Below are 25767 nucleotides of genomic sequence, written 5' to 3' on the forward strand. Positions count from 1 at the left end.
AATTCAAACACTTAGCGATCACTTCAGGCTTTTAATCCAAAAACAGTTCACAAGTTATCCACAGATGGTCAGGCCATCTGTTCCTGGGGTTTTTCCTCTGCTGGCGGCAGCGAACCCATGGCCCGCTGGGTCGCTTCGTTCCACGCCGCGGCGCGGTCGTTGAGCTCGGCGATGGCCCGTGGCCCGGTGCCGTTGGCGTACATCGGCTCGCCAATCACCACCTCGATTGTGCCCGCGCGCTTGCCCCAACCGGTCTTCGGCCAGAACTTGCCGGCGTTATGGGCAATCGGCAGCACCGGCAGCCCGGCATTCACTGCCAGCGCGGTACCGCCACGGGAGAACTTGCCCATGGTGCCGAATGGCACGCGGGTGCCTTCCGGGAAGATCAGCACCCAGGTCTTCTGCTTGAGCAGCTCGTCACCCTTGCTGGCTACCTGGCGCAGGGCTTCCTTGGGGTTATCTCGGTTGATCGCGATCGGCCGCAGCATGGCCATGGCCCAACCGAAGAACGGCACGTACAGCAACTCACGCTTGAGCACTTGGCTCAGTGGCGAGAAATACTGGGAAAGGAAGAAGGTTTCCCAGGTGCTCTGGTGGTTGGACAGGATCACGCAAGGCTCATCAGGCACGTTCTCGGCGCCAGTGATCTTGTAGTCGATACCCAGGATGGTGCGCACCAGGAACAACGCGCAACGGCACCAGTACACGTTGATGAACTTGTAGCGCTTGGGGAACGACAGGAACGGCGCGACGAAGAAGCTCAGCGAGCACCACAGCAGCGAACTGGTGCCCAGCAGCAGGTAAAAAAGAAAGATTCTGATCGCCTGCAGGATCGACATAGTGGCTTGTACCATTGCGGGGCATGCCCGCCTGAGAAAAATGCGCCCGAAGGCGCACTGTTTAAATTAGTTCTCTGGCGATAGCTGCCAGATCGTCGAAAATCAGTGTAGTTTCCGGGACGCCTTTTTCCAGGGTCCGCTCGCCCTTGCCGGTTTTCACCAACACGGGTTGTGCACCGACGGCCAGGGCGGCCTCCAGGTCACCTTTGCTGTCGCCAACGAACCAGACGCCTTCCAGGCCGACCTGGTAATGCTCGGCGATCGCCCGCAGCATGCCAGGCTTGGGCTTGCGGCAATCGCAGCCTTCGTCCGGCCCGTGCGGGCAATATACGATGTGGCCCACTTCGCCACCCTGCTCGGCCACCAGCGCGCGCAGGCGCGCGTGCATGGCCTCGAGGGTAGTCAGCGCATAGTAGCCACGGGCAATGCCGGACTGGTTGGTGGCCACGGCCACCGTCCAGCCCGCCTTGCTCAACTGCGCGATCGCTTCGACCGAGCCAGGGATCGGCACCCACTCGTCCAGCGTCTTGATGTAGGCGTCGGAGTCGTAGTTGATTACTCCGTCACGGTCGAGAATCAGCAGTTTCAAGGCTTACCCCAGCAGCGAAATGTCGGCCACGCCCAGGAACAGGCCGCGCAGGCGGCTGAGCAGGGCATAACGGTTGGCGCGTACCTTGGCATCCTCGGCGTTGACCATCACCGCCTCGAAGAAGGCGTCGACCGGGTCACGCAGGGCCGCCAGGCGGGCCAGCGATTCGCTGTACTGGCGCGCAGCAGCCATCGGTTGCACGGCCTGGTCGGCCTGCTGGATGGCCGAGTACAGGGAGAACTCGTTGGCGTTGTCGAAGTACTTCGGCTCGACGTGATCGGCGATGGCGCCTTCGGCCTTGCTCAGCAGGTTCGACACGCGCTTGTTCACCGCGGCCAGGGCCTCGGCTTCCGGCAGCTTGCGGAAGGCTTGTACAGCCTGCACGCGCTGGTCGAAGTCCAAGGCAGAACCTGGCTGCAGGGCACGGACCGACAGGTAGGTGGCCACGTCGATGCCTTCGTCTTCGTAACGCGCACGCAGGCGGTCGAAGATGAACTCCAGCACCTGTTCGGCCAGGCCGGCGGCCTTGACCTTGGCGCCGAACTGCTTGACCGCGAACTCGACCGCACCGGTCAGGTCCAGGTCCAGCTGCTTCTCGATCAGGATACGCAGCACGCCCAAGGCGGCACGGCGCAGGGCGTACGGGTCCTTGCTGCCGGTAGGCAGCATGCCGATGCCGAAGATGCCGACCAGGGTGTCGAGCTTGTCGGCGATGGCCACCGCAGCACCGGTGAGGGTCTGCGGCAGCTCGGCGCCAGCACCGCGCGGCATGTACTGCTCGTTCAGGGCCAGGGCCACGTCTTCCGGCTCACCGTCGTTGAGCGCGTAGTAGTAACCGGCAACACCCTGCATTTCAGGGAATTCGCCGACCATCTCGGTGGCCAGGTCGCACTTCGACAGCAGGCCGGCGCGGCCGGCGCGCTGGGCGTCGCCGCCGATCAGCGGGGCGATGAAGGCGGCCAGCTTGGAGACGCGCTCGGCCTTGTCGTACACGGTACCCAGCTGAGCCTGGAACACCACGTTCTTCAGGCGCTCGTTGAAGGTTTCCAGCGGCTGCTTCTTGTCCTGCTTGAAGAAGAACTCGGCGTCGGTCAGGCGTGGGCGTACGACCTTCTCGTTGCCTTGCACGATCTGCTTCGGGTCGCGGCTCTCGACGTTGGCCACGGTGATGAAGCGCGGCAGCAGCTTGCCTTCGCTGTCCAGCAGGCAGAAGTACTTCTGGTTGTCCTGCATGGTGGTGATCAGGGCTTCCTGTGGCACTTCGAGGAAACGCTCCTCGAACGAGCACACCAGCGGCACTGGCCACTCGACCAGGGCGGTCACTTCGTCCAGCAGCGCCGGCGGCACGATGGCGCTGCCTTCCTGCTGCATGGCCAGCTCGGCGGTACGCTTGCTGATCAGCTCGCGGCGCTCGGCGAAGTCCGCCAGCACGTAGGCTTTGCGCAGGTCTTCGACGTAGTTGGCCGGGGTGGTGATGACCACGTTTTCCGGGTGATGGAAGCGGTGGCCACGGGATTCACGGCCTGCCTTCTGCGACAGGATGGTGCAGTCGACCACCTGGTCGCCCAGCAGCATCACCAGCCATTGGGTCGGGCGCACGAACTCTTCACGGCTTGCCGCCCAGCGCATGCGCTTGGGGATCGGCAGGTCGTTGAGCGAGTCTTCGACGATGGTCGGCAGCAGGCCGGTGGTGGCCTTGCCCGGGATGTGCTGGGAGAAGCGCAGCTTAGGGCCGCTCTGGTCGATTTCCGACAGCTCCACACCGCATTTCTTGGCAAAGCCCAAGGCAGCCTGGGTCGGCTCGCCGTCTTTGAAAGCAGCCTGCATGGGCGGGCCGTCGATATTGATGCTGCGGTCAGGCTGTTGCACGTCCAGCTGGCGGATCAGCACGGCCAAGCGGCGCGGCGCGGCGTAAACCTGCTTGCCGGTATAGTTCAGGCCAGCGGCCTGCAGGCCCTTCTCGATACCCGCCAGGAAGGCTTCGCCAAGGCTGGCGAGGGCCTTCGGTGGCAGCTCCTCGGTGCCCAGTTCTACCAGGAAATCTTGAGCACTCATTGTGCAGCCTCCAGCTTAGCCAACACTTCGTCACGCAGTTCAGGGGTGGCCATCGGGAAGCCCAGGCGTGCGCGGGCTTGCAGATAGCTTTGCGCCACGTCCCGGGCCAGGGTACGTACACGCAGGATGTAGCGCTGGCGCTCGGTTACCGAGATGGCGCGGCGGGCGTCCAGCAGGTTGAAGGTGTGCGAGGCCTTCAGGACCATTTCATAGGTCGGCAGCGGCAGCTCAAGCTTGATCAGGCGGTTGGCTTCGCTTTCGTAGAAGTCGAACAGCTCGAACAGCTTGTCGACATTGGCGTGCTCGAAGTTGTAGGTCGACTGCTCCACCTCGTTCTGGTGGAACACGTCGCCGTAGGTGACCTTGCCGAACGGGCCGTCGGCCCACACCAGGTCGTACACCGAGTCGACGCCCTGGATGTACATGGCCAGGCGCTCCAGGCCGTAGGTGATTTCACCCGTGACTGGGTAGCACTCGATGCCGCCTACCTGCTGGAAGTAGGTGAACTGGGTGACTTCCATGCCGTTGAGCCAGATTTCCCAGCCCAGGCCCCAGGCGCCGAGGGTCGGCGATTCCCAGTTGTCTTCGACGAAGCGAATGTCGTGGACCAGCGGGTCCAGGCCGATGGCTTTCAGCGAGCCGAGGTAAAGCTCCTGGAAGTTGGCTGGGTTGGGCTTCAGTACCACCTGGAACTGGTAGTAGTGCTGCAGGCGGTTGGGGTTTTCGCCATACCGCCCGTCGGCAGGGCGACGGCTAGGCTGCACATAGGCGGCGTTCCAGGTTTCTGGACCCACGGCGCGCAGGAATGTAGCGGTGTGGAAAGTGCCGGCGCCTACTTCCATATCGTAGGGCTGAAGCACCACACAACCTTGCTCGGCCCAGTAGTTCTGAAGGGCGAGGATCAGGTCTTGGAAGGTACGCACGGCTGGCGTAGGCTGGCTCACGAAATTCACCTGTATCTGGGGATGCGGATGTAAAGAGCGGGAGTATAACCTGATTCGCCTCACCCTCTACTCATTGGAGCCTTATGCCACGCTGCTTTTGGTGTACCGACGATCCGTTGTACCAGGCCTACCATGACCAGGAATGGGGAACGCCCCAGCGTGACCCGGCGTTGCTGTTCGAGATGCTTTTGCTCGAAGGGTTCCAGGCGGGGCTTTCGTGGATCACCGTATTGCGTAAACGCGAGCGTTATCGCGAGGTGATGCACGGCTTCGATCCGGTGAAACTCGCCGTCATGAGCGACGAACGCATCGAGGAGCTGATGCAGGATGCCGGCATCATCCGCAACCGCCTCAAGCTCAAGGCTGCCAGGCGTAATGCCCAGGCCTGGCTGGCTGTGGACAACCCCGCCGACTGGCTCTGGTCATTCGTCGGTGGTGCGCCGAAGATCAACCACTTCACTGGCCGCAGCGAGGTGCCAGCGGTTACCGATGAAGCCAAGGCGATGAGCAAAGCCCTGCAGAAAGCCGGCTTCACGTTCGTTGGCCCGACCATCTGCTATGCCTTCATGCAGGCCACCGGCATGGTCATGGACCACACCACCGATTGCGATCGCTACGCCGCCTTGTTGCGCTGAGGGGTTACAATGCGCGCCTTGCTGAAATAAGGAATTCGCCTGTGGAAAAGTTCAAGGGCGCCCTGATGGTCGGGGTGCTGCGCCTGTTTGCCAAGCTGCCCTGGGGCGCTGTGCAGCGCGTCGGCGCCGGTATCGGCTGGCTGATGTGGAAGATCCCCAACGGCTCGCGCAATGTCGTGCGCATCAACCTCGCCAAGTGCTTCCCGGAGATGGACCCGGCCGAGCGCGAGCAGCTGGTGGGCCGCGCGTTGAAGGATATCGGTAAATCCTTCGTCGAAAGTGCCTGTGCCTGGATCTGGCCGCCGCAGCGCTCGCTGGAGCTGGTCAAGGAAGTGCACGGCCTGGAAGTGCTGGAGCAGGCGTTGGCCTCGGGCAAGGGCGTGGTCGGCATCACCAGCCACCTGGGTAACTGGGAAGTGCTGAACCACTTCTACTGCAACCAGTGCAAACCGATCATCTTCTATCGCCCGCCGAAGCTGAAGGCGGTGGATGACCTGCTGCGCGAGCAGCGGGTGCAGATGGGCAACCGCGTGGCGCCTTCGACCAAGGAAGGCATCCTCAGCGTGATCAAGGAAGTGCGCCGTGGTGGCCAGGTGGGTATTCCTGCCGACCCGGAGCCGGCGGAGTCGGCCGGGGTGTTCGTGCCGTTCCTGGGTACCCAGGCGCTGACCAGCAAGTTCGTTCCGAACATGCTGGCCGGTGGCAAGGCGGTTGGGGTGTTCCTGCATGCCCTGCGGTTGCCTGACGGCTCGGGCTTCAAGGTGTTCCTGGAGGCGGCGCCGGAAGAGATGTACAGCACCGACGTGACCGTGTCGGCGGCGGCGATGAGCAAGGTGGTCGAGCGCTATGTGCGCGAGTACCCGAGCCAGTACATGTGGAGCATGAAGCGCTTCAAGAAGCGCCCGGCTGGCGAGCCACGCTGGTACTGAGATTTTCACTGTCCCCTGTGGGAGCGGGTTTACCCGCGAATGCGTCGTTGAATCCAACATCGCATTCGCGGGTGAACCCGCTCCCACAGGGACCGCGTTAACCTGATGTCTTGCTGAGCTTCTTCAGAAACACGGTCATCTCTTTCTCGGCCTGCTTGTCCCCATGGGCCTGCGCGGCCACGATCCCCTCCTGCCAGGCCTTGCGCGCCGCCGCCAGGTCACCCTGCAGCTGATGCGCCTTGCCCAGCAGCTTCCACGCCGCCGAGTACTTCGGGTCTTGTTCCACGCACCGTGCCAGATGCACCGCCGCTTCAGCACCATTGCCTTCGTCCAGCCAGGCCTTGCCCAGGCCGAACCTCAACAACGGGTTATCCACACCCTTGGCCAGCATCTTCTCCAGCGATTCGCGCATGCCCTGTGCTCCTAGAAGAAACTCAAGCCGACGTGGAACAGCTTCTCCACATCCCGAATATGCTTTTTATCCACAACGAACAGGATCACATGGTCGCCCGATTCGATCATGGTGTCGTCGTGGGCAATCATCACCTCTTCGTCACGAATGATCGCGCCGATGGTGGTGCCCGGTGGCAGGGCGATGTCTTCGATCGCCTTGCCGACCACCTTGCTCGACTTCGAATCCCCGTGCGCCACCGCTTCGATAGCCTCGGCCGCGCCGCGGCGCAGCGAGTGTACGCTGACGATGTCGCCCCGGCGCACGTGCGCCAGCAGGGTGCCGATGGTGGCCAACTGTGGGCTGATGGCAATGTCGATGTCGCCACCCTGCACCAGGTCGACATAGGCCGGGTTGTTGATGATGGTCATCACCTTGCGCGCACCCAGGCGCTTGGCCAGCAGCGACGACATGATGTTGGCCTCGTCGTCGTTGGTCAGGGCCAGGAAGATGTCGGCGTCGGCGATGTTCTCCTCCAGCATCAGGTCCTTGTCCGAGGCGCTGCCCTGCAGCACCACGGTGCTTTCCAGGGTGTCGGAAAGGTGTCGGCAACGGGCCGGGCTCATCTCGATGATCTTCACCTGGTAGCGGCTTTCGATAGCCTCGGCCAGGCGTTCGCCGATCTGCCCGCCACCGGCGATGACCACACGCTTGTTGGTTTCGTCGATACGGCGCAGCTCACCCATCACCGCGCGGATGTCCTTCTTCGCGGCGATGAAGAACACTTCGTCGTCTGCTTCGATCACCGTGTCGCCCCGCGGGGTGATCGGGCGGTCGCGGCGGAAGATGGCCGCCACGCGGGTGTCGACGTTGGGCATGTGCGCGCGGATCTGACGCAGTTGCTGGCCTACCAGCGGGCCACCGTAGTACGCCTTAACTGCCACCAGCTGGGCCTTGCCTTCGGCGAAGTCGATTACCTGCAGCGAGCCCGGGTGCTCGATCAGGCGCTTGATGTAGTTGGTCACTACCTGCTCGGGGCTGATCAGCACATCGACCGGGATATGGTCGTTGTCGAACAGCTCTTCGCGGGTCAGGTAGGCCGACTCGCGCACCCGGGCGATCTTGGTCGGGGTGTGGAACAGCGAATAGGCCACCTGGCAGGCGACCATGTTGGTCTCGTCACTGTTGGTTACCGCCACCAGCATGTCGGCGTCGTCGGCACCTGCCTGGCGCAGCACCGTAGGCAGCGAGCCGCGGCCTTGCACGGTGCGGATGTCCAGGCGGTCGCCCAGGTCGCGCAGGCGGTCGCCGTCAGTGTCGACCACGGTGATGTCGTTGGCTTCGCTGGCCAGGTGCTCCGCCAGCGTACCGCCTACCTGTCCTGCGCCGAGGATGATGATCTTCATCCGCTACTCCCTACCTTTTGTTTTTATCCGCGCGAGGCGGCGATCTTGATCAGCTTGGCATAGTAGAAACCGTCGTGGCCGCCTTCCTGTGCCAACAACTGGCGGCCGTGGGGCTGGCGCAGGCCGGCTTCGGTGGCCAGGTCCAGCTCACGGGCGCCCGGGGTGCGGGCAAGGAAGGCATCGATCACTTCGGTGTTCTCGGTCGGCAGGCTGGAGCAGGTGGCGTATAGCAGCATGCCGCCCACTTCCAGGGTCGGCCACAGGGCATCGAGCAGCTCGCCTTGCAGCGTGGCCAGGGCCGGGATGTCGTCGGCCTGACGGGTCAGCTTGATGTCAGGGTGGCGGCGGATCACGCCGGTGGCCGAACAGGGGGCATCGAGCAGAATGCGCTGGAACGGCTTGCCGTCCCACCAGCTGGCGGTGTCGCGGGCATCGCAGGCGATCAGCTCGGCGTCCAGTTGCAGGCGGTCGAGGTTCTCGCGCACGCGGGTCAGGCGCTTGGCTTCGAGGTCGATGGCCACCACGTGGGCCAGGCCAGCTTCGGCTTCCAGCAGATGGCAGGTCTTGCCACCCGGTGCACAGCAGGCGTCGAGCACGCGCTGGCCGGGGGCCAGTTCCAGCAGGTCGGCGGACAGCTGCGCGGCTTCGTCCTGCACGCTCACCCAGCCTTCGGCAAAGCCTGGCAGGCCGCGTACGTCGCAGGCTTCGGCCAACACGATACCGTCACGGCTGTACTGGCAGGCGCTGGCGCCAACGCCTGCCTCGGTCAGCAGTGCCAGGTAGGCATCGCGGCTGTGGTGGCGACGGTTGACCCGCAGGATCATCGGCGGGTGGGCGTTGTTGGCGGCGCAGATGGCCTCCCACTGCTCCGGCCAGAAGGCCTTGAGCGACTTCTGCAGCCAGCGCGGGTGGGCAGTGCGTACCACCGGGTCGCGCTCCATGCCGGCCAGCAATTCTTCGCCTTCGCGTTGGGCCCGGCGCAGCACGGCATTGAGCAGGCCCTTGGCCCACGGTTTCTTCAGCTTGTCGGCACAGCCGACGGTCTCGCCGATGGCGGCGTGGGCCGGGATACGGCTGTAGAACAGCTGGTACAGGCCGACCAACAGCAGCGCCTGCACATCGGCATCGGCGGCCTTGAACGGCTTCTGCAGCAGCTGCGCCGCCAGCAGGTCGAGGCGTGGTTGCCAGCGCGCGGTACCGAACGCCAGGTCCTGTGTCAGGCCGCGGTCGCGCTCATCGACCTTGTCCAGTTGCGCTGGCAGCGAACTGTTCAGCGAGGCCTTGCCACTGAGTACAGCGGCAAGGGCACGTGCGGCGGCGAGGCGTGGGTTCATTGGCCCAGCACCTTGCCGCTGACGAATTTCTCACGACGGCTGTTGAACAGGTCGCTGAAGTTCAATGCCTTGCCGCCGGGCAGTTGCAGGCGGGTCAGGCTCAGTGCCTGGTCACCGCAGGCGACAACCAGGCCGTCCTTGCTGGCGGAGAGGATCTCACCCGGGGTGCCTGTCGCTGTGGACAAGTTGGCGGCCAGCACTTTCACGCTTTCGCCATCGAGGGTGCTGTGGCAAACCGGCCACGGGTTGAAGGCACGGATCAGGCGTTCCAGCTCGACGGCCGGGCGGCTCCAGTCGATGCGCGCTTCGTCCTTGTTCAGCTTGTGCGCGTAGGTCGCCAGGGCATCGTCCTGCACTTCACCGTGCAGCGAACCATCGGCCAGGCCGGCGATGGCCTGGACGACTGCGGGCGGGCCCATCTCGGCCAAGCGGTCGTGCAGGCTGCCGCCGGTGTCTTCGGCGCTGATCGGGGTGACCACCTTGAGCAGCATCGGGCCGGTGTCCAGGCCTGCTTCCATGCGCATCACGGTTACACCACTCTCGGCGTCGCCGGCTTCCACGGCGCGCTGGATCGGTGCGGCACCGCGCCAGCGGGGCAGCAGGGAAGCATGGCTGTTGATGCAGCCCAGGCGCGGGATATCCAGCACCACCTGCGGCAAGATCAGGCCATAGGCGACCACCACCATCAGGTCCGGCTTCAGCGCAGCCAGTTCGGCCTGGGCTTCGGGGTTGCGCAGGGTCGGCGGCTGGAACACCGGGATGTCATGGGCCACAGCCAGTTGCTTGACCGGGCTCGGCATCAGCTTCTGGCCACGGCCAGCGGGGCGGTCGGGCTGGGTGTAGACGGCCACGATCTCGTACGGGCTGTCGAGCAGGGCCTTGAGGTGTTCGGCGGCAAACTCTGGAGTGCCTGCAAAGACGATGCGCATGGAGTTCTCGCTTCAAAAAAGAAAAAGGCTTGCCGGAGCAAGCCTTCTGGAAGGTGGGGATCAGGCTTGCTGGCGGTGCTGCTTTTCCAGCTTCTTCTTGATCCGGTCGCGCTTGAGCTGCGACAGGTAGTCGACGAACAGCTTGCCGTTGAGGTGATCGAATTCATGCTGCACGCACACCGCCAGCAGGCCTTCGCACTCCAGCTCGTAAGGCTTGCCGTCGCGGTCCTGGGCCTTGACCCGCACACGCAGCGGGCGGTCGACGTTCTCGTAGAAGCCAGGTACCGACAGGCAGCCTTCCTGGTACTGGCCCATGTCGTGGGTCAGCTCTTCGACCGTGGGGTTGATGAAGACGCGCGGCTCGCTGCGGTCTTCACTGAGGTCCATGACCACGACCTGCTGGTGCACGTTGACCTGGGTAGCGGCCAGGCCGATGCCAGGGGCTTCGTACATGGTTTCAAACATGTCGTCGATCAGCTGACGCAGGGCGTCGTCGAACACCGTCACCGGCTTGGCGATGGTGCGCAGGCGCGGGTCCGGGAATTCGAGAATGTTCAAGATGGCCATAAGGTCAGGCAGTCACTGTGCGTTCGGTTGAAAACTGAGCACACATAATAAAGGGAAACGGGGATTTCAGCACCTGTGAAAGCTCGTCTAGGGTTTTCAAGGCCAGCTTATTGCCCATTCGATGGACAGGTTGTCAAAGCGTTATCAACAAAGTTATCCACAGTTTGTGCCACGTCGATGGCCCCGATTCGATCAAGGATGATCCCCATGCAGACCTACCATTCGTCGCCTCTTCCGCCTGCCGAACTGGAGGCGAGATTACGCCTGCACCGGCTGCCGGAAACGGGATTGCGTCGCTTTAACAGCTTGCTGGAGGCCTTTGGCAGTGCCTCGTCGGCACTGTGCGCACCGGCTGGCGCCTGGCGCGCATTGGGCATACCCCAGGCCACCATCGATGCCCGGCGCAGTGCCGAAGTTCGTGAGGGTGCACTGGCCGCAATGGCCTGGCTAGAGCGTCAGGGCCAGCATTTGCTGATGTGGGACGGCCCTGGCTACCCGCCACTATTGGCGGAAATCGACGATGCCCCTCCACTGCTTTTCGTAGCTGGAGACCCGGCCTTGCTCGAGCGCCCACAACTGGCAATTGTGGGCAGCAGGCGTGCTTCACCACCGGCGCTCGACACCGCTGCGGCATTTTCCCGCTACCTGGCGCAGGCCGGTTTCACCATTACCAGCGGCTTGGCCGTGGGCATCGACGGTGCCGCTCATCGGGCCGCAATGCAGGCTGGCGGGGGCACGATTGGCGTGCTCGGTACGGGGTTGCAAAAACTTTATCCACAGCGCCACAGGTCGCTTGCGCAAGCGATGATCGACAATGGCAGCGCGCTGGTATCCGAGTACCCGCTGGATGCTGGGCCGCTGCCCGGTAATTTCCCGCGGCGCAATCGCATCATCAGCGGGCTGTCGCTGGGTGTGCTGGTTGTCGAGGCAAGCCTGGCCAGTGGTTCGCTGATCACCGCACGCCTGGCTGCCGAGCAAGGCCGCGAGGTGTATGCCATACCGGGATCCATTCACCATCCTGGGGCCAAGGGCTGCCACCAGTTGATCCGTGACGGCGCGCTGCTGGTGGAGAGCGTGGAGCAGATACTGGAAAGCCTGCAGGGTTGGCAGAACCTGCCACCTGCGGTTGTGGATAAATTTGACCATCCACTGCTTGCCCTGCTGCATGCCGCGCCACAGACCAGTGAAAGCTTGGCCCACTGCAGCGAGCTGCCGCTGGCCGACGTGCTGGCGCAGCTGACCGAACTGGAGCTGGAAGGCCGGGTCAGCAATGAAGCCGGGCGTTGGTTTGCCCGCGCGGGCTAAGTACACTGCTCACAAGCAAGGTATATAGGCGGAGTAACAGAAATGGTGAGCAGTTTTCGTGTGCAACAAGCCGCACGTGAGATCCGGGCGGGCGCAGTGATCGCCTATCCGACGGAAGCGGTCTGGGGCCTGGGCTGCGACCCGTGGAACGAGGACGCGGTGTATCGCCTGCTGGCGCTGAAGTCGCGGCCTGTGGATAAAGGCCTGATCCTGGTAGCCGACAACATCCGCCAGTTCGACTTCTTGTTCGAGGACTTCCCCGAAGACTGGATCGACCGCATGGGCAGCACCTGGCCGGGGCCGAACACCTGGCTGGTGCCGCACCAGGACCTGTTGCCCGAATGGGTTACCGGGCAACATGACACCGTGGCACTGCGGGTCAGTGACCACCCGGTGGTACGTGAGCTGTGTGCATTGGTGGGGCCGTTGATTTCCACTTCGTGCAACCCGGGCGGGCGCCCGGCGGCTAAGACCCGGTTGCGGGTGGAGCAGTACTTCCATGGTCAGCTGGATCTGGTGCTGGGGGGGGCGTTGGGTGGAAGGAAGAACCCTAGTGTGATTCGCAACCTGGCCACTGGCGAAGTCGTTCGCCCGGGCTGATACATATCCACAGGCCTGGCCGGGACCTCCTGTGGGAGCGGGCGAGCCCGCGAAGAATCCAACGCGGTGCCTGGCACGGGCTTCGCCCGTGTTCGCGGGCATGCCCGCTCCCACAGGTCAGGGCCAAGCCCCCGCAGATTTTTCTGATTTTGTCCCGAATGGCTGTCCGGTTTGAGGATTGAGAAATATCCTACGAGCCGCGTCCCCTGCCATCACCTTCTCAGTGGGAACCTCTGCCCTTAGTCTTCAGCCGTCGCCGAATAACTTGGCGAACGGGTGTGGTAACCCGGGTTCTGGGTGATCTTGGCAGTCCATGGCGGCTGTTCGCAGGAGGCTTCGTGCCTGCTGGGTTTTAGATCTCCCACCCGGTTTACCACCCTGCGTACAGCTGCCACCTATTCGTGTGGTAACGACTGGGTGGTGCCATGAAGCGAGATCTAGTGATGAAGAAGATTGTCCCCGATCCACCCCTACCCTGCACATCCACCCGCCCCTTCGGCCGCTGCGATGCCGGCCACGAACCGCTGTTCACCGTAAACCCGAACATTTCCGCCGAGGACGCCTTGGTTCATGTAGCTCTGTATCTGCGAGGCGCCTACGAAACGGGCTCGAAAGCCCTCGAGTACCTGCGCGAAGAAGGCCGTGGCATGTATTGGTCGAGCCTGCATTCCATTGAACTGGCGGAGGGATTGGTTGAGGCGATTCTCGATGGTATCGAGTCGATACCAACCACCCGTCCTCCACAGGCATAGCCTTGCACTCAGAACCGACGCAGCATGATGTGGGAGCAGGTTGCCTGCCCCCACAGAAAGCTCCTACGAACGCTATAGCAGGCAATCACCTGCCTGCCGCAAGGCATCCAAATTATCCTTTGAGTTCTCGAGGTTCCCGATAACGGGATATTGAGCTTTGTACCTGGGCTTGTACAATGTTTGTGTTGATGCCTGCCTGTTTGACAAGCAGAAGCCACCAAGCCTATTGCCTGGTCAGCAGTCCTGTCCGGGTCGAGAAAAACCTGATCCAGGCCTTGTCTGGGAAGGATTTGAAGAAATGCATGTACTGACTTTTAGCCAGGCTCGCGCCGACCTGAAGCAGACGATGGATGAAGTATGTCGGGATCACGAACCCGCGATCATTACACGCCAGCGTGGCGAGCCGGTGGTCATGATCTCGCTTGAGGACTACAACGGCATGCAAGAGACCATGTACCTGTTGGGGTCATCAGCCAATGCCAAGCGTTTGCGCGCATCCATTGATCAGCTGCGGTCGGGTAAAGCTGCTACTCATGAGCTGCCCATAGATGAACATGAAGTCAAAACAACGCAACAAGACTGAAGCTCGCAATTCTGTAAGTGTTGCGTTCACTTCAGAAGGTTGGGAAGACTACTGCCATTGGAAAGATGCTGACACTAATGTGTTTGCAACGATCAACGCCCTGATCAAGGAGTGCCTGCGTACCCCTTTCAAAGGCACTGGCAAGCCTGAGCCACTCAAGGGCGACCTTTCAGGATTCTGGTCTCGTCGTATTACTCGCGAACATCGGTTGGTCTACCTCTTCGAAGGTGGACAGATGACAATCTTGCAGTGCCGATATCACTACGACGATTGATCATGCCCCGCCTTTGCTGGCAAACCCCATTCCAATGGGATAGCGCTGTACTCAAGGTCGATGCAGCACTTGTGGGAGCGGGCGCGCCCGCGAACACCGGCGGAGCCGGTGCCATGCACCGCGGTGCTTGCTTCGCGGGCATGCCCGCTCCCACAGGGATGGCACTGCACTTAAGATCGGTGCAGTACCTGTGGGAGTGAACTCAAGGAAGCAGAATTGTGGAACCCACAGTCCGCCGAGCCGACAGCTCTGCCTGTGCCTTAGCCGCCTCACTCAGCGGATACCGCTGCTGGATATCCACAACCAGCTTGCCACTGCCAATCATCCCGAACAGATCATCGGCCATGGCCTGGGTATTCTCGGCATTGTTGGCATAGCTCGCCAACGTCGGCCGGGTCACATACAGCGACCCTTTCTGCGCCAGAATCCCCAGGTTCACCCCGCTCACCGCCCCCGAGGCATTGCCAAAACTCACCATCAACCCGCGCGGCTGCAGGCAGTCCAGCGAGGTCAGCCAGGTGTCGGCACCCACACCGTCATACACCACCGGGCATTTCTTGCCGTCGGTCAGCTCCAGCACCCGCTTGGCCACGTCTTCACGGCTGTAATCGATGGTCGCCCACGCCCCCAGCGCCTTGGCCCGCTCGGCCTTCTCGGCAGAGCTCACGGTCCCGATCAGCTTGGCGCCCAAGGCCTTGGCCCACTGGCACGCCAACGAACCCACGCCACCAGCCGCCGCGTGGAACAGGATCACGTCACCCGCCTTCACCTCATAGGTCTGCTTCAGCAGGTACTGCACGGTCAAACCCTTGAGCATCACCGCCGCCGCCTGTTCGAAGCTGATGTTGTCGGGCAGCTTCACCAGGTTGGCCTCCGGCAGCGTATGCACCTCGCTGTACGCGCCCAACGGGCCGCCGGCATGGGCCACGCGGTCACCCACTTTCAGCCGGGTCACGCCCTCGCCCACGGCCTCGACCACGCCAGCCGCTTCAGTGCCCAGCCCTGAAGGCAGGGCTGGCGGCGCATACAACCCGCTGCGGAAGTAGGTATCGATGAAGTTCAGGCCGATCGCATGGTTACGTACACGCACCTGCTGTGGCCCTGGCGGGGCTGGTTCGAATTCCACAAACTGCAGCACTTCCGGGCCGCCATGCTGGCTGAACTGGATACGCTTGGCCATCTCGCACTCCTGTCGTATGGGTCGGGAAAGACCTTCTATCGGACGCCTTTGCTTGATCGCAGTCAACTGCGGCGCGCGGGCTGGGGGTGGTATGCTACGCGGCGAATTCTTCCCTGCCCGTTCCTGGTGACCCGATGACTAGCCGCACCGAGGCCGTGAAAGCCTACCTGCTCGACCTGCAAGACCGCATCTGCTCTGCCCTCGAAGCTGAAGACGGCGGCGCCCGCTTCGTCGAGGACGCATGGGTGCGCGAAGCCGGTGGCGGGGGCCGCACGCGGGTGATCGGCGATGGCAAGGTGATCGAGAAAGGCGGGGTCAACTTCTCCCACGTGTTCGGCGCCGGTCTGCCGCCGTCGGCCAGTGCCCACCGCCCCGAGCTGGCGGGCCGTGGCTTCGAGGCCTTGGGCGTGTCGCTGGTGATCCACCCGCACAACCCGCATGTGCCCACCTCCCACGCCAACGTGCGCTTCTTCATCGCCGAAAAGGAAGGTGAAGAGGCTGTCTGGTGGTTCGGCGGCGGCTTCGACCTGACCCCGTACTACGGCAATGAAGAAGACTGCATCCACTGGCACCGTGTGGCCGAGCAGGCCTGCGCGCCGTTCGGCGCCGACGTGTACCCGCGCTACAAGGCCTGGTGCGACCGCTACTTCCACCTCAAGCACCGTGGCGAGCCACGCGGCATTGGTGGGTTGTTCTTCGATGACCTGAACGAGTGGGACTTCGACACCTGCTTCGCCTTCATCCGCGCCATTGGCGACGCCTACGTCAACGCCTACCTGCCGATCGTCCAGCGCCGCAAGGGCACGCCCTACACCCCGCAGCAGCGTGAGTTCCAGGAATACCGCCGTGGCCGCTACGTGGAGTTCAACCTGGTCTACGACCGTGGCACCTTGTTCGGCCTGCAGTCCGGCGGCCGCACCGAGTCCATCCTCATGTCGCTGCCGCCGCAGGTGCGCTGGGGCTACGACTGGAAGGCCGCGCCCGGCAGCGAAGAAGCACGCCTGACCGAGTACTTCCTGCAGGACCGCGACTGGCTCGGCCAGTAAGCCTGTGGATAACCTAGGAGCCGTCATGGACCAGTACGTCGTTTTTGGTAACCCCATCGGTCACAGCAAGTCGCCGCTGATCCATCGCCTGTTCGCCGAACAGACCGGCCAGGACCTTGAATACGCCACCCTGCTGGCGCCGCTGGACGAGTTCAGCGACTGCGCGCGCGGCTTCTTCAAGCAAGGCCGCGGCGGCAACGTCACCGTGCCGTTCAAGGAAGAGGCCTACCGCCTGTGCGACAGCCTGACCCCGCGTGCCCGGCGCGCTGGTGCGGTGAACACGCTAAGCAAGCTGGCCGATGGCACCCTGCAGGGCGACAACACCGATGGCGCTGGCTTGGTGCGCGACCTGACGGTGAATGCCGGGGTCGAGCTGGCAGGCAAACGCATTCTGATCCTGGGTGCTGGTGGCGCGGTGCGTGGCGTGCTGGAGCCGATCCTGGCGCACAAGCCGCAGTCGTTGGTGATTGCCAACCGTACCGTGGAAAAGGCCGAGCAACTGGCGCGTGAGTTCGATGAGCTGGGGCCGGTGGTAGCCAGCGGGTTTGCCTGGTTGCAGGAACCGGTGGATGTGATCATCAATGCCACCTCGGCGAGCCTGGCCGGTGAGTTGCCGCCGATCGCCGACAGCCTGGTCGAGGCGGGGCGCACGGTTTGCTACGACATGATGTATGGCAAGGAGCCTACGCCGTTTTGCCAGTGGGCCGAGAAGCTGGGGGCGGCCAAGGTGCTGGATGGGCTGGGGATGCTGGCTGAGCAAGCGGCTGAGGCGTTCTTTATCTGGCGTGGGGTGCGGCCGGATACGGCGCCAGTGCTGGCTGAATTGCGCCGGCAGCTGGCTCGCGGCTGAGATTGTCGGGGACCGCTTTGCGGTCCCATCGCAGGCAAGCCAGCTCCTACAGGGACAGCGCCGGCCTCAGGCCTTCTGATATCCCTGTGGGAGCTGGCTTGCCTGCGATGGGCTGCAAAGCAGCCCCCATATCTCAGCCTCACTCCTCAAACCGGATCGGGCACAACTCCACCCCTTCCAGCTTCTGCAACTCCTCGATCACCTGCGGCCTGGCCCGGTGCAGGGTCAGACTCCCCCCTGCCCGCCGCAACCGCCGCGCCTCGCGGTGCAACATATCCACACCCGAGTAATCGATGAAGTTCACCTGCCGCGCATCGATAACAACATGCGGCCCCTGGCAGCGCTGCAAGCGCACCTGCAGGTAATGCGCCGCGCCAAAGAAGATCGACCCGCCCACCCGCAGCACATCTGCCTCCCCTTCACGGCTCTGCTGCACCCGTGGCCGCGAGGTGCGCTTCAGATAGAAGAACAGCGACGCCAGCACTCCGGCATAGATCGCCGTCTGCAGCTCCAGCAACAAGGTCGCAGCCGCCGTCAGCGCCATTACCAGAAACTCCGAGCGGCTGACCCGGAACAGCGCACGAATCCCCCGGTGGTCCACCAACCCCCAGCAGATCAGCAGGATGCTGCCGGCCATGGCCGGAATCGGCAGGTGCGCGATCAGCCCGGCTCCGGCAACGGCGAACACGGCCACCCACAGCGCCGAGAATACCCCGGCCATGGGCGAGCGGGCGCCGGCGTCGTAGCTCAGCCCGGAACGGGTGAAGGAGCCGGAAGACAGGTAACCGGAGAAAAATGCACCAACGATGTTCGACAGGCCCTGTGCGCGTATTTCCTGGTCTGCGTCGATCAACTGCTCCGAACGTGCCGACAATGAGCGGGCAATCGACAGGCTGGTGACCAGCCCGAGCATGCCCACTGCCACAGCGCTGGGCAGCAGGCGCAGGATCAGTTCCACATCCAGCAACGGCAGCGGGCTGAAGGGTGGTAGCTGGCCGGTGAATGCCGGCACACGCGGCACATGGCCAAAGAACCCGGGCAGCAGCCAGGCCAGCAGGCTTACCAAAATCAGGCTTATCAACAGGCTGGGCCAGCGTGGGCGCCAGAGTTTCAAGACCACGCCGATCACCACTGTGGCCAGGCCCAGAATCAAGGAAGGCAGGTCGACCTCGCCGGCATGGCTGGCCAGGTCCTGCACGGTCTTCAGCGCCGTGGCCTGGCTTGGCAGGTCCATGCCCAGCAGGTTGGGCAACTGGCCCAGGGCAATGACAACAGCGGCGCCCAGGGTGAAGCCGAGCACCACGGAATGGGAGACGAAATTGACCAGTGCGCCGAAGCGCAAAAGCCCCAGCAGTAACTGAAAGATGCCGCCGAGGAACGTCAGCAGCAGCACCAGGGTGACATAGTCGGCGCTGCCGGCAACGGCCAGCGGGCTGATGCTGGCGTAGAGGACGATGGAGATGGCAGCGGTCGGGCCGCAGATCAGGTGCCAGGAAGAGCCCCACAGGCAGGCGACCAGCACTGGCACGATGGCGGCGTACAGCCCGTATTCGGCCGGCAGGCCGGCGATCAGGGCATAGGCGATGGATTGCGGCAGGGCGAGGATTGCACCGCTCAGGCCCACCAGCAGGTCCTGGCGCAGGCTGCGGCCCGATTGGCGGGGGAGCCATGAGAGGAAGGGCAGCAGGTGAGTGAGGCGATGCATGGGTTATCCACATTCCTTACTGTTTCGCCAATCCCTGTGGGAGCGGGCATGCCCGCTCCCACAGGGATAGAGGTTTTGCTTGTGAGGTTACAGTTTGGCTTTGACGGCCTCCAGCGCATTGCCATCGGCCTTGGTCGTCACCCCGGCCAACCACCCTTCCAGCAACTCGGGGTGCGCCTTCAACCAAGCCTTGGCCGCATCATCGAAGCTGATCTTCTTGTCCACAACTTCGGCCATGATGGTGTTTTCCATGTCCAGCGTGAACTTCAGGTTGCTCAGCAGCTTGGCCGCATTCGGGCAGGCTTGTGGATAACCCTTACGGGTCAGGGTATACACCTCGCCCTTGCTGCCAAACCACTTCTCCCCGCCGCTCAGGTAATGCATCTTCAGCTTCACGTTCATCGGGTGCGGGGTCCAGCCGAGGAAGGTGATGAACTGTTGTTTCTTCACCGCCCGGTCGACCTGTGCCAGCATCGCCTGCTCGCTGGACTCCACCAGTTTCCACTGGCCGAGGTTGAACTCATTCTTGTCTATGATTTCCTTCAACGACAGGTTGGCCGGTGCCCCGGAACCGATCCCGTACAGCTTCTTGTCGAACTGGTCGGCGTGTTTCTGCAAGTCGGCGAAATCCTTCACCCCGGCATTCCACACATAGTCGGGCACTGCCAAGGTGAACTCGGTTCCTTCCAGGTTGCGCGAAAGCTGTTGCACATCGCCATTGGCGATGAACTTGTCATGAAAGCCCTGCTGCGCCGGCATCCAGTTGCCGAGGAAGGCATCGACGCGGCCATCCTTGAGGCCGCCGTAGATGATCGGCACGGCCAGGCTGTCGATTTTCACCTGGTAACCCAGGCTTTCCAGAAGCAGGCGGGCCAAGGCGTTGGTCGTTGCGATGTCGCTCCAGCCGGGGTCGGCCATCTTCACGGTGGTGCATTGCGCGTCGCTGTCGGCGGCGTGGGCCGTGGCGGTACCCAGGCTCAGGGCCAGGGCGAACACGGCGGCGGAGAACTTGTGCATGGCGGCCTCTCTTCTCAATCCAGGGGGGCGGGCTGTGGATAACGTGCCTTGCGCTCGAGGTCGTCGAGATCGATGTGGTTGCGCATGTACTGTTGGCTGGCGTCCACCAGCGGTTGGTGGTCCCAGCTTTTCAGCTTGCCGACGGCCAGCGCCTCGGCCACCAGGCGGCGGCGCCGCTGGCTGGCAAGAACCTGCTGGCGCAGGCTGGGGATATCCCAACGTTGCTGTGCTTCATCGACAAATGCCTGCAGCAGCGCCTGGTGTTCCGGGCTGCCGGTGAGGTTCTCCCGCTCGTGCGGGTCGCGGCTCAGGTCATAGAGTAGGCATGGGTCGTCTTCGCTGTACACGAACTTGTACGGCCCGCGGCGGATCATCATCAGCGGGCCGACGGTGCCTTCGGCCATGTATTCGCCGATCACTTCGTCATGGCCACCCTGCCCTTGCAGGTGGCCGACCAGCGAGCGGCCATCCAGGTGAAGGTGGTTATCCACAGCACCACCGGCCAGCTCGACCAGGGTCGGCAGCAGGTCGCAGGTAGACACCGAAGCGCTGACCCTGGCTGGCGCGAAGTGCTTCGGCGCGTGCACCAGCAGAGGCACCCGCGCCGACATCTCGAACCAGTGCATCTTGTACCAGAGGCCGCGCTCGCCGAGCATGTCGCCGTGGTCGCCGGAGAACACGATCAGGGTGTCGTCAGCCAGGTTGCATTCCTCCAGGGTCTGCAGCAGCAGGCCGATGTTGTCGTCGATGTAGCTGCAGGCGCCGAAGTAGGCACGGCGGGCGTCACGGATCTTGTCCACAGGCAGCGGCTTGTTCCACAGGTCGTAGACCTTCAGCAGGCGTTGCGAGTGCGGGTCGAGTTCTGCCTGGTCGAATTCGGCGCGGGGCATGGGGATATCCACACCCTCGTAGTGATCCCAATAGCGCCGGGGGATGGTGTAGGGGTCGTGCGGGTGGGTCATCGACACGGTCAGGCAGAACGGCCGGCCATCGTTTTCGCGTACATGGTCGTACAGGTACTGGCGCGCCTTGAATACCACTTCTTCGTCGAAATCCAGCTGGTTGGTGCGCACGCACGGGCCGGCCTGCAGCACCGAAGACATGTTGTGATACCAGCTCGGGCGCACGTTGGGCTCATCCCAGTTCACCGCCCAGCCGTAGTCGGCCGGGTAGATATCGCTGGTCAGGCGTTCTTCGTAGCCATGCAGCTGGTCCGGGCCGCAGAAGTGCATCTTGCCCGACAGCGCGGTGCGGTAGCCAAGGCGGCGCAGATAGTGAGCGTAGGTCGGCACGTCGGCGGGGAAGTCGGCGGCGTTGTCGTAGGCGCCGATGCGACTGGGCAACTGGCCGCTGACCAAGGTGAAGCGCGACGGTGCGCACAACGGGCTGTTGCAGTAGGCCGAGTCGAACACCACCGCCTGTTCGGCAAGGCGGCTCAGGTGCGGCATCTGGATCGGCGAAGAGGCGTAGATCGGCAGCAAGGGCGCGGCCATCTGGTCGGCCATGATGAACAGGATATTCGGGCGCGTCATGGTGGCTTCCATCGTTGAGGGTTATGCGAACCGCTTGCCTATCAAGATGCGACTGTGGATAACATGGGTAAAGCCCATGGCGGGCAATGACTGGGATTAGCCCTGCTTATGTTTGACCACCTTGCCAAATTGTCGCTGGATACACTGCGCGTGTTCGAGGCTGCCGCACGGTTGCGTGGCTTTACCGCTGCGGCACTGGAGCTGGGCACCACGCAGCCGGCGGTGAGTCAGCAAGTCAAACGGCTGGAGGCACAGCTGGGCACGCGGTTGTTCGACCGCATTTACCGGGGTATCGAGCTGACCGAGGCCGGCCAGGTGCTGTTCGAACAGGTGCACCAGGGCCTGCAGGCCATGGAGGATGGCATCGCCCAGGCCAGTGGGCGCGGCCAGAGGGAAGTGCTGCAGGTGGCTACCGACTTCGCCTTTGCGGCGTTCTGGCTGATGCCACGGCTGCAGCGTTTTCACGAGGCTTATCCACAGGTGGATGTAAGCCTGGTGACCGGTGAGCGCAGCCAGGGCATGTTGCGACCGGACATCGATGTGGCGGTGCTGTTTGGCGACGGGCGTTTTCACCAGGGCGAGAGCCGCTGGCTATTCGATGAGGAGGTTTTCCCGGTATGCAGCCCCCGGCTGATTCATGGCAAACCCTTGTCAGCCGTGGCTTTGCAACGATTGCCCTTGCTGCACTTGAAGGGCGGGCAGGCTAGCCGTTGGTTTGACTGGGCGGGGGTGTTTCGCGGGTTTGGTGTGGCCAGCCCGCCGCCGGCCGGGCAGCTGCGGTTTGATAACTATACGTTGCTGATCCAGGCGGCGATTGCCGGGCAAGGGGTGGCGATTGGCTGGGGGCATCTGGTGGATGGGCTGGTGGAGCAAGGGTTGCTATGCCGGCCGTTGGAGGGGAGTTTGCGCTCGGCGCGCGGGTATTACGCGGTGCTGCCACCACGCAAGCGGCGTGGGGCTTTGATCGAGCGGTTTGTGGATTGGCTGGAGCAAGAGCGTAGCCTTTGAGATTTGGGGCCGCTTTGCGGCCCATCGCGACACAAGGCCGCTCCTACAAAGGCCGGCCCGTGTAGGAGCGGCCTTGTGTCGCGATGGGCTGCACAGCAGCCCCGGCAATCTAGACCACGAAGTTCAGATGCTCGCCCCGGTGCAAATCCAGCTCCAGCATATCCACCATCCCTGCCGCGACCCTGGCCAGGTGCCGCAACGGCTCGGCCAACCCCGGCTCCAGCGTACCTTCGGTGCTGCGAAAATGCTCCATCCCCAACCCGGCCAGTTCCTGTGGGGCATTGATCAGCGTCCAGTGCAACGCACTGCGCTGTAACCCGTCCACCACCTGGCCCACACTCTCCCGCTCTGCCTCGCTGTACTTGCCCGGCTCATCCAGCACATCGAAATCGCCCACCAGCAACAGCCGGCGTATAGTCGTACGCTTCAGCCCCGCCACCAGCGCCTCGCTCATGCGGGCTTGCCCGGGCAGATCGTCCGGCGCCAGCGTCGACAACAGGGCAATTACTGCCGACCCGCCTGCCGCGCCCTGCTCCGCCTGGTCGGCATCGCCAAGCCCGCCTATCTTGAAATGCAGGCCGGGGCGCGGCGCGTGGCGGTTGAGGTCGTCGACCACGGCGGTGACTTCGTGCTGGCGCGACAGCAGCTCTACCATCAGGGCGTTGCCCAGGCTGCTTTCAGGCCCGAACAAGACCAGTTTGAACACTGGGGTTTCGGCGTTTTTCACTGCATCACTCCCTTTGCAGGTGGTGATGTTTGGACCGCAATCAGGAGTTATCGTGCAGAGGATCAAGGGTTACCACGCCCACGTTTACTACGACGCAGCGACCATGGACCAGGCCCGTGAGCTGTGTGAGGAAGCGGCGCGGCTGTTTCCCGTGACCATGGGGCGCATGCACCAGAAACCGGTGGGGCCGCACCCGGACTGGAGCTGCCAGCTGGCCTTCGAGCCGGAGTTTGTGGGGGTGGTGCTGCCGTGGTTGGCGCTGTATCGGAAGGGGTTGGTGGTGTTCATGCACCCGCTGACCGGGGATGAACTGGCGGACCACCGTGACCATGCTATCTGGATGGGGGCGGTGCGGCCGCTGAATCTGTCGATTTTCGGGGGATAGGCCTCTATAGCCTGTGCTGGCCTCTTCGCGGGCAAGCCCGCTCCTACAGGTCCTCCACAGCTTTCAGCATCTGTGTTGTCCCTGTGGGAGCGGGCGTGCCCGCGAAGCAGGCGACGCGGTTCAGCGGCGGGCGCCGCGTACCCCTTCAGCCAGCGCCGAGCACAGGCTCAATACATCGTTGACTGCCTGTTCGGCACTCTTGGCCTGGGCAATCTTGTCGACCAGCGCCGAGCCCACCACTACGCCGTCCGACAGGCGGGCAATGGCCGCAGCCTGCTCCGGCGTACGAATGCCGAAACCTACGCTGATTGGCAGATCGGTATGCCGACGCAGGCGGGCGATGGCTTCGGTCACGTGCTCGGTGGTCGCCGAGCCGGCGCCGGTCACACCGGCCACCGACACGTAGTAGACGAAACCGGAGCTGCGCTCCAGCACGCGCGGCAGGCGCGCGTCGTCTGTGGTCGGGGTGGTCAGGCGGATGAAGTCGATACCCGCTGCCTGGGCCGGGGTCGCCAGTTCGGCGTCGTGCTCTGGCGGCAGGTCGACGATGATCAGGCCATCGACACCCGCTTGCTTGGCTTCGGCTACGAACTTTTCCACGCCAAAGCGGTGGATCGGGTTGTAGTAGCCCATCAACACGATCGGTGTGGTCTGGTTATCCACACGGAATTCGCGAACCATCTGCAGGGTCTTGGCCAGGGTCTGGCCGGCTTCCAGGGCACGCAGGGTGGCCAGCTGGATGGCCACGCCGTCGGCCATCGGGTCGGTGAACGGCATGCCCAGTTCGATCACGTCGGCACCGGCTGCCGGCAGGCCCTTGAGGATCTGCAGCGAGGCGTCATAGCCCGGGTCGCCCGCAGTGACAAAGGTGACCAGTGCCGAGCGGCCTTCGGCCTTCAGCTCGGCGAAGCGTTTTTCAAGACGGCTCATGCCTGTTTCTCCTGGGCGGCCATGTGGTTCATGACGGTTTGCATGTCTTTGTCGCCGCGGCCCGACAGGCACACGACCATCAGGTGGTCCTTGGGCAGCTTCGGTGCGCGCTTGATCGCCTCGGCCAAGGCGTGGGAGCTTTCCAGGGCCGGGATGATGCCTTCCAGGCGGCAGGTGGCGTGGAATGCATCCAGCGCTTCGTCGTCGGTGATGCTGACGTACTCGACACGCTTCACTTCGTGCAGGTAGGCGTGCTCCGGGCCGATGCCCGGGTAGTCCAGGCCGGCGGAAATCGAGTGGGCGTCGGTGATCTGACCGTCTTCGTCCTGCAGCAGGTAGGTGCGGTTGCCGTGCAGCACGCCCGGTACGCCGCCGTTCAGGCTGGCGGCGTGCTTGTCGGTGTGCACGCCGTGGCCACCGGCTTCGACGCCGATGATCTGCACGCTTGGCTCTTCGAGAAACTCATGGAACAGGCCCATGGCGTTGGAGCCGCCACCGACGCAGGCAACCAGGCTGTCTGGCAGGCGGCCTTCCTTCTCTTGCAACTGGGCGCGGGTTTCCTTGCCGATGATCGACTGGAAGTCGCGGACCATGGCCGGGTACGGGTGCGGGCCGGCCACGGTGCCGATCAGGTAGAAGGTGTCTTCGACGTTGGTGACCCAGTCGCGCAGGGCCTCGTTCATGGCGTCCTTCAGGGTGCCGGTGCCGGCAGTGACCGGGACGATTTCGGCGCCAAGCAGCTTCATGCGGAACACGTTGGCCTGCTGGCGCTCGATGTCGGTGGCGCCCATGTAGATCACGCAAGGCAGGCCGAAGCGGGCAGCGACGGTGGCGGTGGCCACGCCGTGCATGCCGGCGCCGGTTTCGGCGATCAGGCGCTTCTTGCCCATGCGCTTGGCCAGCAGCACCTGGCCGATGCAGTTGTTCACCTTGTGCGCGCCGGTGTGGTTGAGTTCTTCACGCTTGAAGAAGATCTTCGCGCCGCCGCAGTGCTCGGTCAGGCGCTCGGCGAAGTACAGCGGGTTGGGGCGGCCGATGTAGTCGCGCTGGAAGTAGGCCAGCTCTTCGAGGAACTTGGGGTCTGCCTTGGCCGCTTCGTATTCGCGGGCCAGGTCCAGCACCAGTGGCATCAGGGTTTCGGCCACGTAGCGGCCGCCGAACGAGCCGAACAGGCCATTGGCGTCGGGGCCGGGGCGGTATTGGGACTGGGTCATGGGGGCGCTCCAGGGCGTAATGAATGAGTGATGGGCTTTAC

At 63.4% G+C, this 25767-nt stretch carries 27 protein-coding genes; 11 read left to right on the forward strand and 16 right to left on the reverse strand.

Annotated features, from left to right (window positions below):
• Nucleotides 1-68: 68 nt before the first annotated feature.
• The 4 genes from M1D87_RS00215 to glyQ are packed head-to-tail and all read right to left on the reverse strand — an operon-like array spanning nucleotide 69 to nucleotide 4427.
• Nucleotides 69-854 (reverse strand): lysophospholipid acyltransferase family protein, encoded by a 786-nt coding sequence (locus M1D87_RS00215; protein ID WP_025337179.1) that lies wholly within the window; start codon nucleotides 852-854, stop codon nucleotides 69-71.
• 46 nt (nucleotides 855-900) lie between these two features.
• A complete protein-coding gene (gmhB, locus tag M1D87_RS00220) occupies nucleotides 901-1428 on the reverse strand; it encodes a D-glycero-beta-D-manno-heptose 1,7-bisphosphate 7-phosphatase (RefSeq protein ID WP_013970259.1) in 528 nt (175 codons plus the stop codon).
• 3 nt (nucleotides 1429-1431) lie between these two features.
• Nucleotides 1432-3483 carry a glycine--tRNA ligase subunit beta gene (gene glyS, locus M1D87_RS00225; protein WP_123085927.1) on the reverse strand — a complete coding sequence of 684 codons (2052 nt, stop codon included), beginning with the start codon at nucleotides 3481-3483 and terminating at the stop codon, nucleotides 1432-1434.
• Complete coding sequence (gene glyQ / locus M1D87_RS00230; protein ID WP_013970261.1) at nucleotides 3480-4427, reverse strand: glycine--tRNA ligase subunit alpha; 948 nt, start codon at nucleotides 4425-4427, stop codon at nucleotides 3480-3482. Before glyQ ends, glyS begins: the two co-directional genes overlap by 4 nt.
• Before the next feature lie 83 nt (nucleotides 4428-4510).
• Between glyQ and M1D87_RS00235 the strand changes: the two genes are divergently transcribed.
• Together M1D87_RS00235 and M1D87_RS00240 are read left to right on the forward strand one after the other, a co-directional pair.
• Nucleotides 4511-5062: a DNA-3-methyladenine glycosylase I gene (locus M1D87_RS00235; protein ID WP_003260004.1), complete on the forward strand. Its 552-nt coding sequence runs from the start codon at nucleotides 4511-4513 to the stop codon at nucleotides 5060-5062.
• A gap of 41 nt (nucleotides 5063-5103) precedes the next feature.
• On the forward strand, nucleotides 5104-5991 hold the full coding sequence (locus tag M1D87_RS00240; protein WP_003260003.1) for a lysophospholipid acyltransferase: 888 nt from the start codon (nucleotides 5104-5106) through the stop codon (nucleotides 5989-5991).
• Between the two features lie 97 nt (nucleotides 5992-6088).
• On the opposite strand, the gene M1D87_RS00245 is transcribed toward M1D87_RS00240, so the two are convergent.
• The 5 genes from M1D87_RS00245 to def are packed head-to-tail and all read right to left on the reverse strand — an operon-like array spanning nucleotide 6089 to nucleotide 10618.
• Nucleotides 6089-6403 carry a tetratricopeptide repeat protein gene (locus tag M1D87_RS00245; RefSeq protein ID WP_123085428.1) on the reverse strand — a complete coding sequence of 105 codons (315 nt, stop codon included), beginning with the start codon at nucleotides 6401-6403 and terminating at the stop codon, nucleotides 6089-6091.
• A gap of 11 nt (nucleotides 6404-6414) precedes the next feature.
• A complete protein-coding gene (trkA, locus tag M1D87_RS00250; RefSeq protein ID WP_013970264.1) occupies nucleotides 6415-7788 on the reverse strand; it encodes a Trk system potassium transporter TrkA in 1374 nt (457 codons plus the stop codon).
• A gap of 23 nt (nucleotides 7789-7811) precedes the next feature.
• Nucleotides 7812-9122 (reverse strand): 16S rRNA (cytosine(967)-C(5))-methyltransferase RsmB, encoded by a 1311-nt coding sequence (gene rsmB, locus M1D87_RS00255; protein ID WP_123085429.1) that lies wholly within the window; start codon nucleotides 9120-9122, stop codon nucleotides 7812-7814.
• Nucleotides 9119-10051 (reverse strand): methionyl-tRNA formyltransferase, encoded by a 933-nt coding sequence (gene fmt, locus M1D87_RS00260; protein WP_123085430.1) that lies wholly within the window; start codon nucleotides 10049-10051, stop codon nucleotides 9119-9121. The genes rsmB and fmt overlap by 4 nt, the downstream gene beginning before the upstream one ends.
• A 60-nt stretch (nucleotides 10052-10111) precedes the next feature.
• Nucleotides 10112-10618 (reverse strand): peptide deformylase, encoded by a 507-nt coding sequence (gene def / locus M1D87_RS00265; protein WP_003260000.1) that lies wholly within the window; start codon nucleotides 10616-10618, stop codon nucleotides 10112-10114.
• Between the two features lie 207 nt (nucleotides 10619-10825).
• Between def and dprA the strand changes: the two genes are divergently transcribed.
• The 5 genes from dprA to M1D87_RS00290 all read left to right on the forward strand — a co-directional run bounded on the left by dprA (nucleotide 10826) and on the right by M1D87_RS00290 (nucleotide 14132).
• Nucleotides 10826-11923 carry a DNA-processing protein DprA gene (dprA, locus tag M1D87_RS00270; RefSeq protein ID WP_123085431.1) on the forward strand — a complete coding sequence of 366 codons (1098 nt, stop codon included), beginning with the start codon at nucleotides 10826-10828 and terminating at the stop codon, nucleotides 11921-11923.
• Between the two features lie 42 nt (nucleotides 11924-11965).
• A complete protein-coding gene (locus M1D87_RS00275) occupies nucleotides 11966-12523 on the forward strand; it encodes an L-threonylcarbamoyladenylate synthase type 1 TsaC (protein WP_015268440.1) in 558 nt (185 codons plus the stop codon).
• A 443-nt stretch (nucleotides 12524-12966) separates the two neighbouring features.
• The gene (locus tag M1D87_RS00280) at nucleotides 12967-13275 is read left to right on the forward strand and encodes a hypothetical protein (protein WP_031324379.1); all 309 of its coding nucleotides are present in this window, start codon (nucleotides 12967-12969) and stop codon (nucleotides 13273-13275) included.
• A 298-nt stretch (nucleotides 13276-13573) separates the two neighbouring features.
• On the forward strand, nucleotides 13574-13858 hold the full coding sequence (locus M1D87_RS00285) for a type II toxin-antitoxin system Phd/YefM family antitoxin (RefSeq protein WP_003259996.1): 285 nt from the start codon (nucleotides 13574-13576) through the stop codon (nucleotides 13856-13858).
• Nucleotides 13824-14132: a Txe/YoeB family addiction module toxin gene (locus M1D87_RS00290; RefSeq protein WP_123085432.1), complete on the forward strand. Its 309-nt coding sequence runs from the start codon at nucleotides 13824-13826 to the stop codon at nucleotides 14130-14132. Before M1D87_RS00285 ends, M1D87_RS00290 begins: the two co-directional genes overlap by 35 nt.
• A gap of 202 nt (nucleotides 14133-14334) precedes the next feature.
• Here the strand turns inward: M1D87_RS00290 and M1D87_RS00295 are convergent, their stop codons facing one another.
• Entirely contained in the window at nucleotides 14335-15312 is a 978-nt protein-coding gene (locus M1D87_RS00295; RefSeq protein ID WP_123085434.1) for an NADPH:quinone reductase, read from the reverse strand.
• Nucleotides 15313-15446: 134 nt separating this feature from the next.
• On the opposite strand from M1D87_RS00295, the gene hemF reads away from it, so the two are divergent.
• Both hemF and aroE read left to right on the forward strand, forming a co-directional pair.
• Nucleotides 15447-16358: an oxygen-dependent coproporphyrinogen oxidase gene (gene hemF, locus M1D87_RS00300; RefSeq protein WP_013970271.1), complete on the forward strand. Its 912-nt coding sequence runs from the start codon at nucleotides 15447-15449 to the stop codon at nucleotides 16356-16358.
• A 25-nt stretch (nucleotides 16359-16383) separates the two neighbouring features.
• Nucleotides 16384-17208, forward strand: a complete 825-nt coding sequence (gene aroE / locus M1D87_RS00305; RefSeq protein WP_015268442.1) for a shikimate dehydrogenase — start codon at nucleotides 16384-16386, stop codon at nucleotides 17206-17208.
• A 139-nt stretch (nucleotides 17209-17347) separates the two neighbouring features.
• Here the strand turns inward: aroE and M1D87_RS00310 are convergent, their stop codons facing one another.
• The 3 genes from M1D87_RS00310 to betC form a co-directional block, all read right to left on the reverse strand.
• Nucleotides 17348-18913 (reverse strand): SulP family inorganic anion transporter, encoded by a 1566-nt coding sequence (locus tag M1D87_RS00310; protein WP_123085435.1) that lies wholly within the window; start codon nucleotides 18911-18913, stop codon nucleotides 17348-17350.
• Between the two features lie 87 nt (nucleotides 18914-19000).
• Complete coding sequence (gene choX / locus M1D87_RS00315) at nucleotides 19001-19930, reverse strand: choline ABC transporter substrate-binding protein (RefSeq protein ID WP_123085436.1); 930 nt, start codon at nucleotides 19928-19930, stop codon at nucleotides 19001-19003.
• A gap of 14 nt (nucleotides 19931-19944) precedes the next feature.
• On the reverse strand, nucleotides 19945-21462 hold the full coding sequence (betC, locus tag M1D87_RS00320; RefSeq protein ID WP_421091518.1) for a choline-sulfatase: 1518 nt from the start codon (nucleotides 21460-21462) through the stop codon (nucleotides 19945-19947).
• 108 nt (nucleotides 21463-21570) lie between these two features.
• Here betC and M1D87_RS00325 point away from each other — a divergent pair, with 108 nt between their 5' ends.
• On the forward strand, nucleotides 21571-22470 hold the full coding sequence (locus M1D87_RS00325; RefSeq protein ID WP_123085438.1) for a choline sulfate utilization transcriptional regulator: 900 nt from the start codon (nucleotides 21571-21573) through the stop codon (nucleotides 22468-22470).
• Nucleotides 22471-22579: 109 nt separating this feature from the next.
• On the opposite strand, the gene M1D87_RS00330 is transcribed toward M1D87_RS00325, so the two are convergent.
• Nucleotides 22580-23197, reverse strand: coding sequence for an NAD(P)-dependent oxidoreductase (locus M1D87_RS00330; RefSeq protein WP_123085439.1), 618 nt, complete (start codon nucleotides 23195-23197; stop codon nucleotides 22580-22582).
• Between the two features lie 52 nt (nucleotides 23198-23249).
• Here M1D87_RS00330 and M1D87_RS00335 point away from each other — a divergent pair, with 52 nt between their 5' ends.
• The gene (locus M1D87_RS00335; protein WP_123085440.1) at nucleotides 23250-23582 is read left to right on the forward strand and encodes a DOPA 4,5-dioxygenase family protein; all 333 of its coding nucleotides are present in this window, start codon (nucleotides 23250-23252) and stop codon (nucleotides 23580-23582) included.
• 120 nt (nucleotides 23583-23702) lie between these two features.
• On the opposite strand, the gene trpA is transcribed toward M1D87_RS00335, so the two are convergent.
• Together trpA and trpB are read right to left on the reverse strand one after the other, a co-directional pair.
• Nucleotides 23703-24512: a tryptophan synthase subunit alpha gene (gene trpA, locus M1D87_RS00340; protein ID WP_013970279.1), complete on the reverse strand. Its 810-nt coding sequence runs from the start codon at nucleotides 24510-24512 to the stop codon at nucleotides 23703-23705.
• Nucleotides 24509-25726, reverse strand: coding sequence for a tryptophan synthase subunit beta (gene trpB, locus M1D87_RS00345; protein WP_015268451.1), 1218 nt, complete (start codon nucleotides 25724-25726; stop codon nucleotides 24509-24511). Before trpB ends, trpA begins: the two co-directional genes overlap by 4 nt.
• Between the last annotated feature and the right edge of the window lie 41 nt (nucleotides 25727-25767).

The sequence above is a fragment of the Pseudomonas sp. SA233 genome, assembly GCF_054792385.1.

Excerpts from the sequence above, each read along its gene's own strand:
- M1D87_RS00215 (WP_025337179.1), bottom strand. The coding sequence starts at position 854 with ATGGTACAAGCCACTATGTCGATCCTGCAGGCGATCAGAATCTTTCTT.
- glyS (WP_123085927.1), bottom strand. The coding sequence starts at position 3,483 with ATGAGTGCTCAAGATTTCCTGGTAGAACTGGGCACCGAGGAGCTGCCA.
- M1D87_RS00235 (WP_003260004.1), top strand. The coding sequence starts at position 4,511 with ATGCCACGCTGCTTTTGGTGTACCGACGATCCGTTGTACCAGGCCTAC.
- M1D87_RS00245 (WP_123085428.1), bottom strand. The coding sequence starts at position 6,403 with ATGCGCGAATCGCTGGAGAAGATGCTGGCCAAGGGTGTGGATAACCCG.
- trkA (WP_013970264.1), bottom strand. The coding sequence starts at position 7,788 with ATGAAGATCATCATCCTCGGCGCAGGACAGGTAGGCGGTACGCTGGCG.
- rsmB (WP_123085429.1), bottom strand. The coding sequence starts at position 9,122 with ATGAACCCACGCCTCGCCGCCGCACGTGCCCTTGCCGCTGTACTCAGT.
- fmt (WP_123085430.1), bottom strand. The coding sequence starts at position 10,051 with ATGCGCATCGTCTTTGCAGGCACTCCAGAGTTTGCCGCCGAACACCTC.
- def (WP_003260000.1), bottom strand. The coding sequence starts at position 10,618 with ATGGCCATCTTGAACATTCTCGAATTCCCGGACCCGCGCCTGCGCACC.
- dprA (WP_123085431.1), top strand. The coding sequence starts at position 10,826 with ATGCAGACCTACCATTCGTCGCCTCTTCCGCCTGCCGAACTGGAGGCG.
- M1D87_RS00275 (WP_015268440.1), top strand. The coding sequence starts at position 11,966 with ATGGTGAGCAGTTTTCGTGTGCAACAAGCCGCACGTGAGATCCGGGCG.
- M1D87_RS00280 (WP_031324379.1), top strand. The coding sequence starts at position 12,967 with ATGAAGAAGATTGTCCCCGATCCACCCCTACCCTGCACATCCACCCGC.
- M1D87_RS00285 (WP_003259996.1), top strand. The coding sequence starts at position 13,574 with ATGCATGTACTGACTTTTAGCCAGGCTCGCGCCGACCTGAAGCAGACG.
- M1D87_RS00290 (WP_123085432.1), top strand. The coding sequence starts at position 13,824 with ATGAACATGAAGTCAAAACAACGCAACAAGACTGAAGCTCGCAATTCT.
- M1D87_RS00295 (WP_123085434.1), bottom strand. The coding sequence starts at position 15,312 with ATGGCCAAGCGTATCCAGTTCAGCCAGCATGGCGGCCCGGAAGTGCTG.
- hemF (WP_013970271.1), top strand. The coding sequence starts at position 15,447 with ATGACTAGCCGCACCGAGGCCGTGAAAGCCTACCTGCTCGACCTGCAA.
- aroE (WP_015268442.1), top strand. The coding sequence starts at position 16,384 with ATGGACCAGTACGTCGTTTTTGGTAACCCCATCGGTCACAGCAAGTCG.
- M1D87_RS00310 (WP_123085435.1), bottom strand. The coding sequence starts at position 18,913 with ATGCATCGCCTCACTCACCTGCTGCCCTTCCTCTCATGGCTCCCCCGC.
- choX (WP_123085436.1), bottom strand. The coding sequence starts at position 19,930 with ATGCACAAGTTCTCCGCCGCCGTGTTCGCCCTGGCCCTGAGCCTGGGT.
- betC (WP_421091518.1), bottom strand. The coding sequence starts at position 21,462 with ATGACGCGCCCGAATATCCTGTTCATCATGGCCGACCAGATGGCCGCG.
- M1D87_RS00325 (WP_123085438.1), top strand. The coding sequence starts at position 21,571 with ATGTTTGACCACCTTGCCAAATTGTCGCTGGATACACTGCGCGTGTTC.
- trpA (WP_013970279.1), bottom strand. The coding sequence starts at position 24,512 with ATGAGCCGTCTTGAAAAACGCTTCGCCGAGCTGAAGGCCGAAGGCCGC.
- trpB (WP_015268451.1), bottom strand. The coding sequence starts at position 25,726 with ATGACCCAGTCCCAATACCGCCCCGGCCCCGACGCCAATGGCCTGTTC.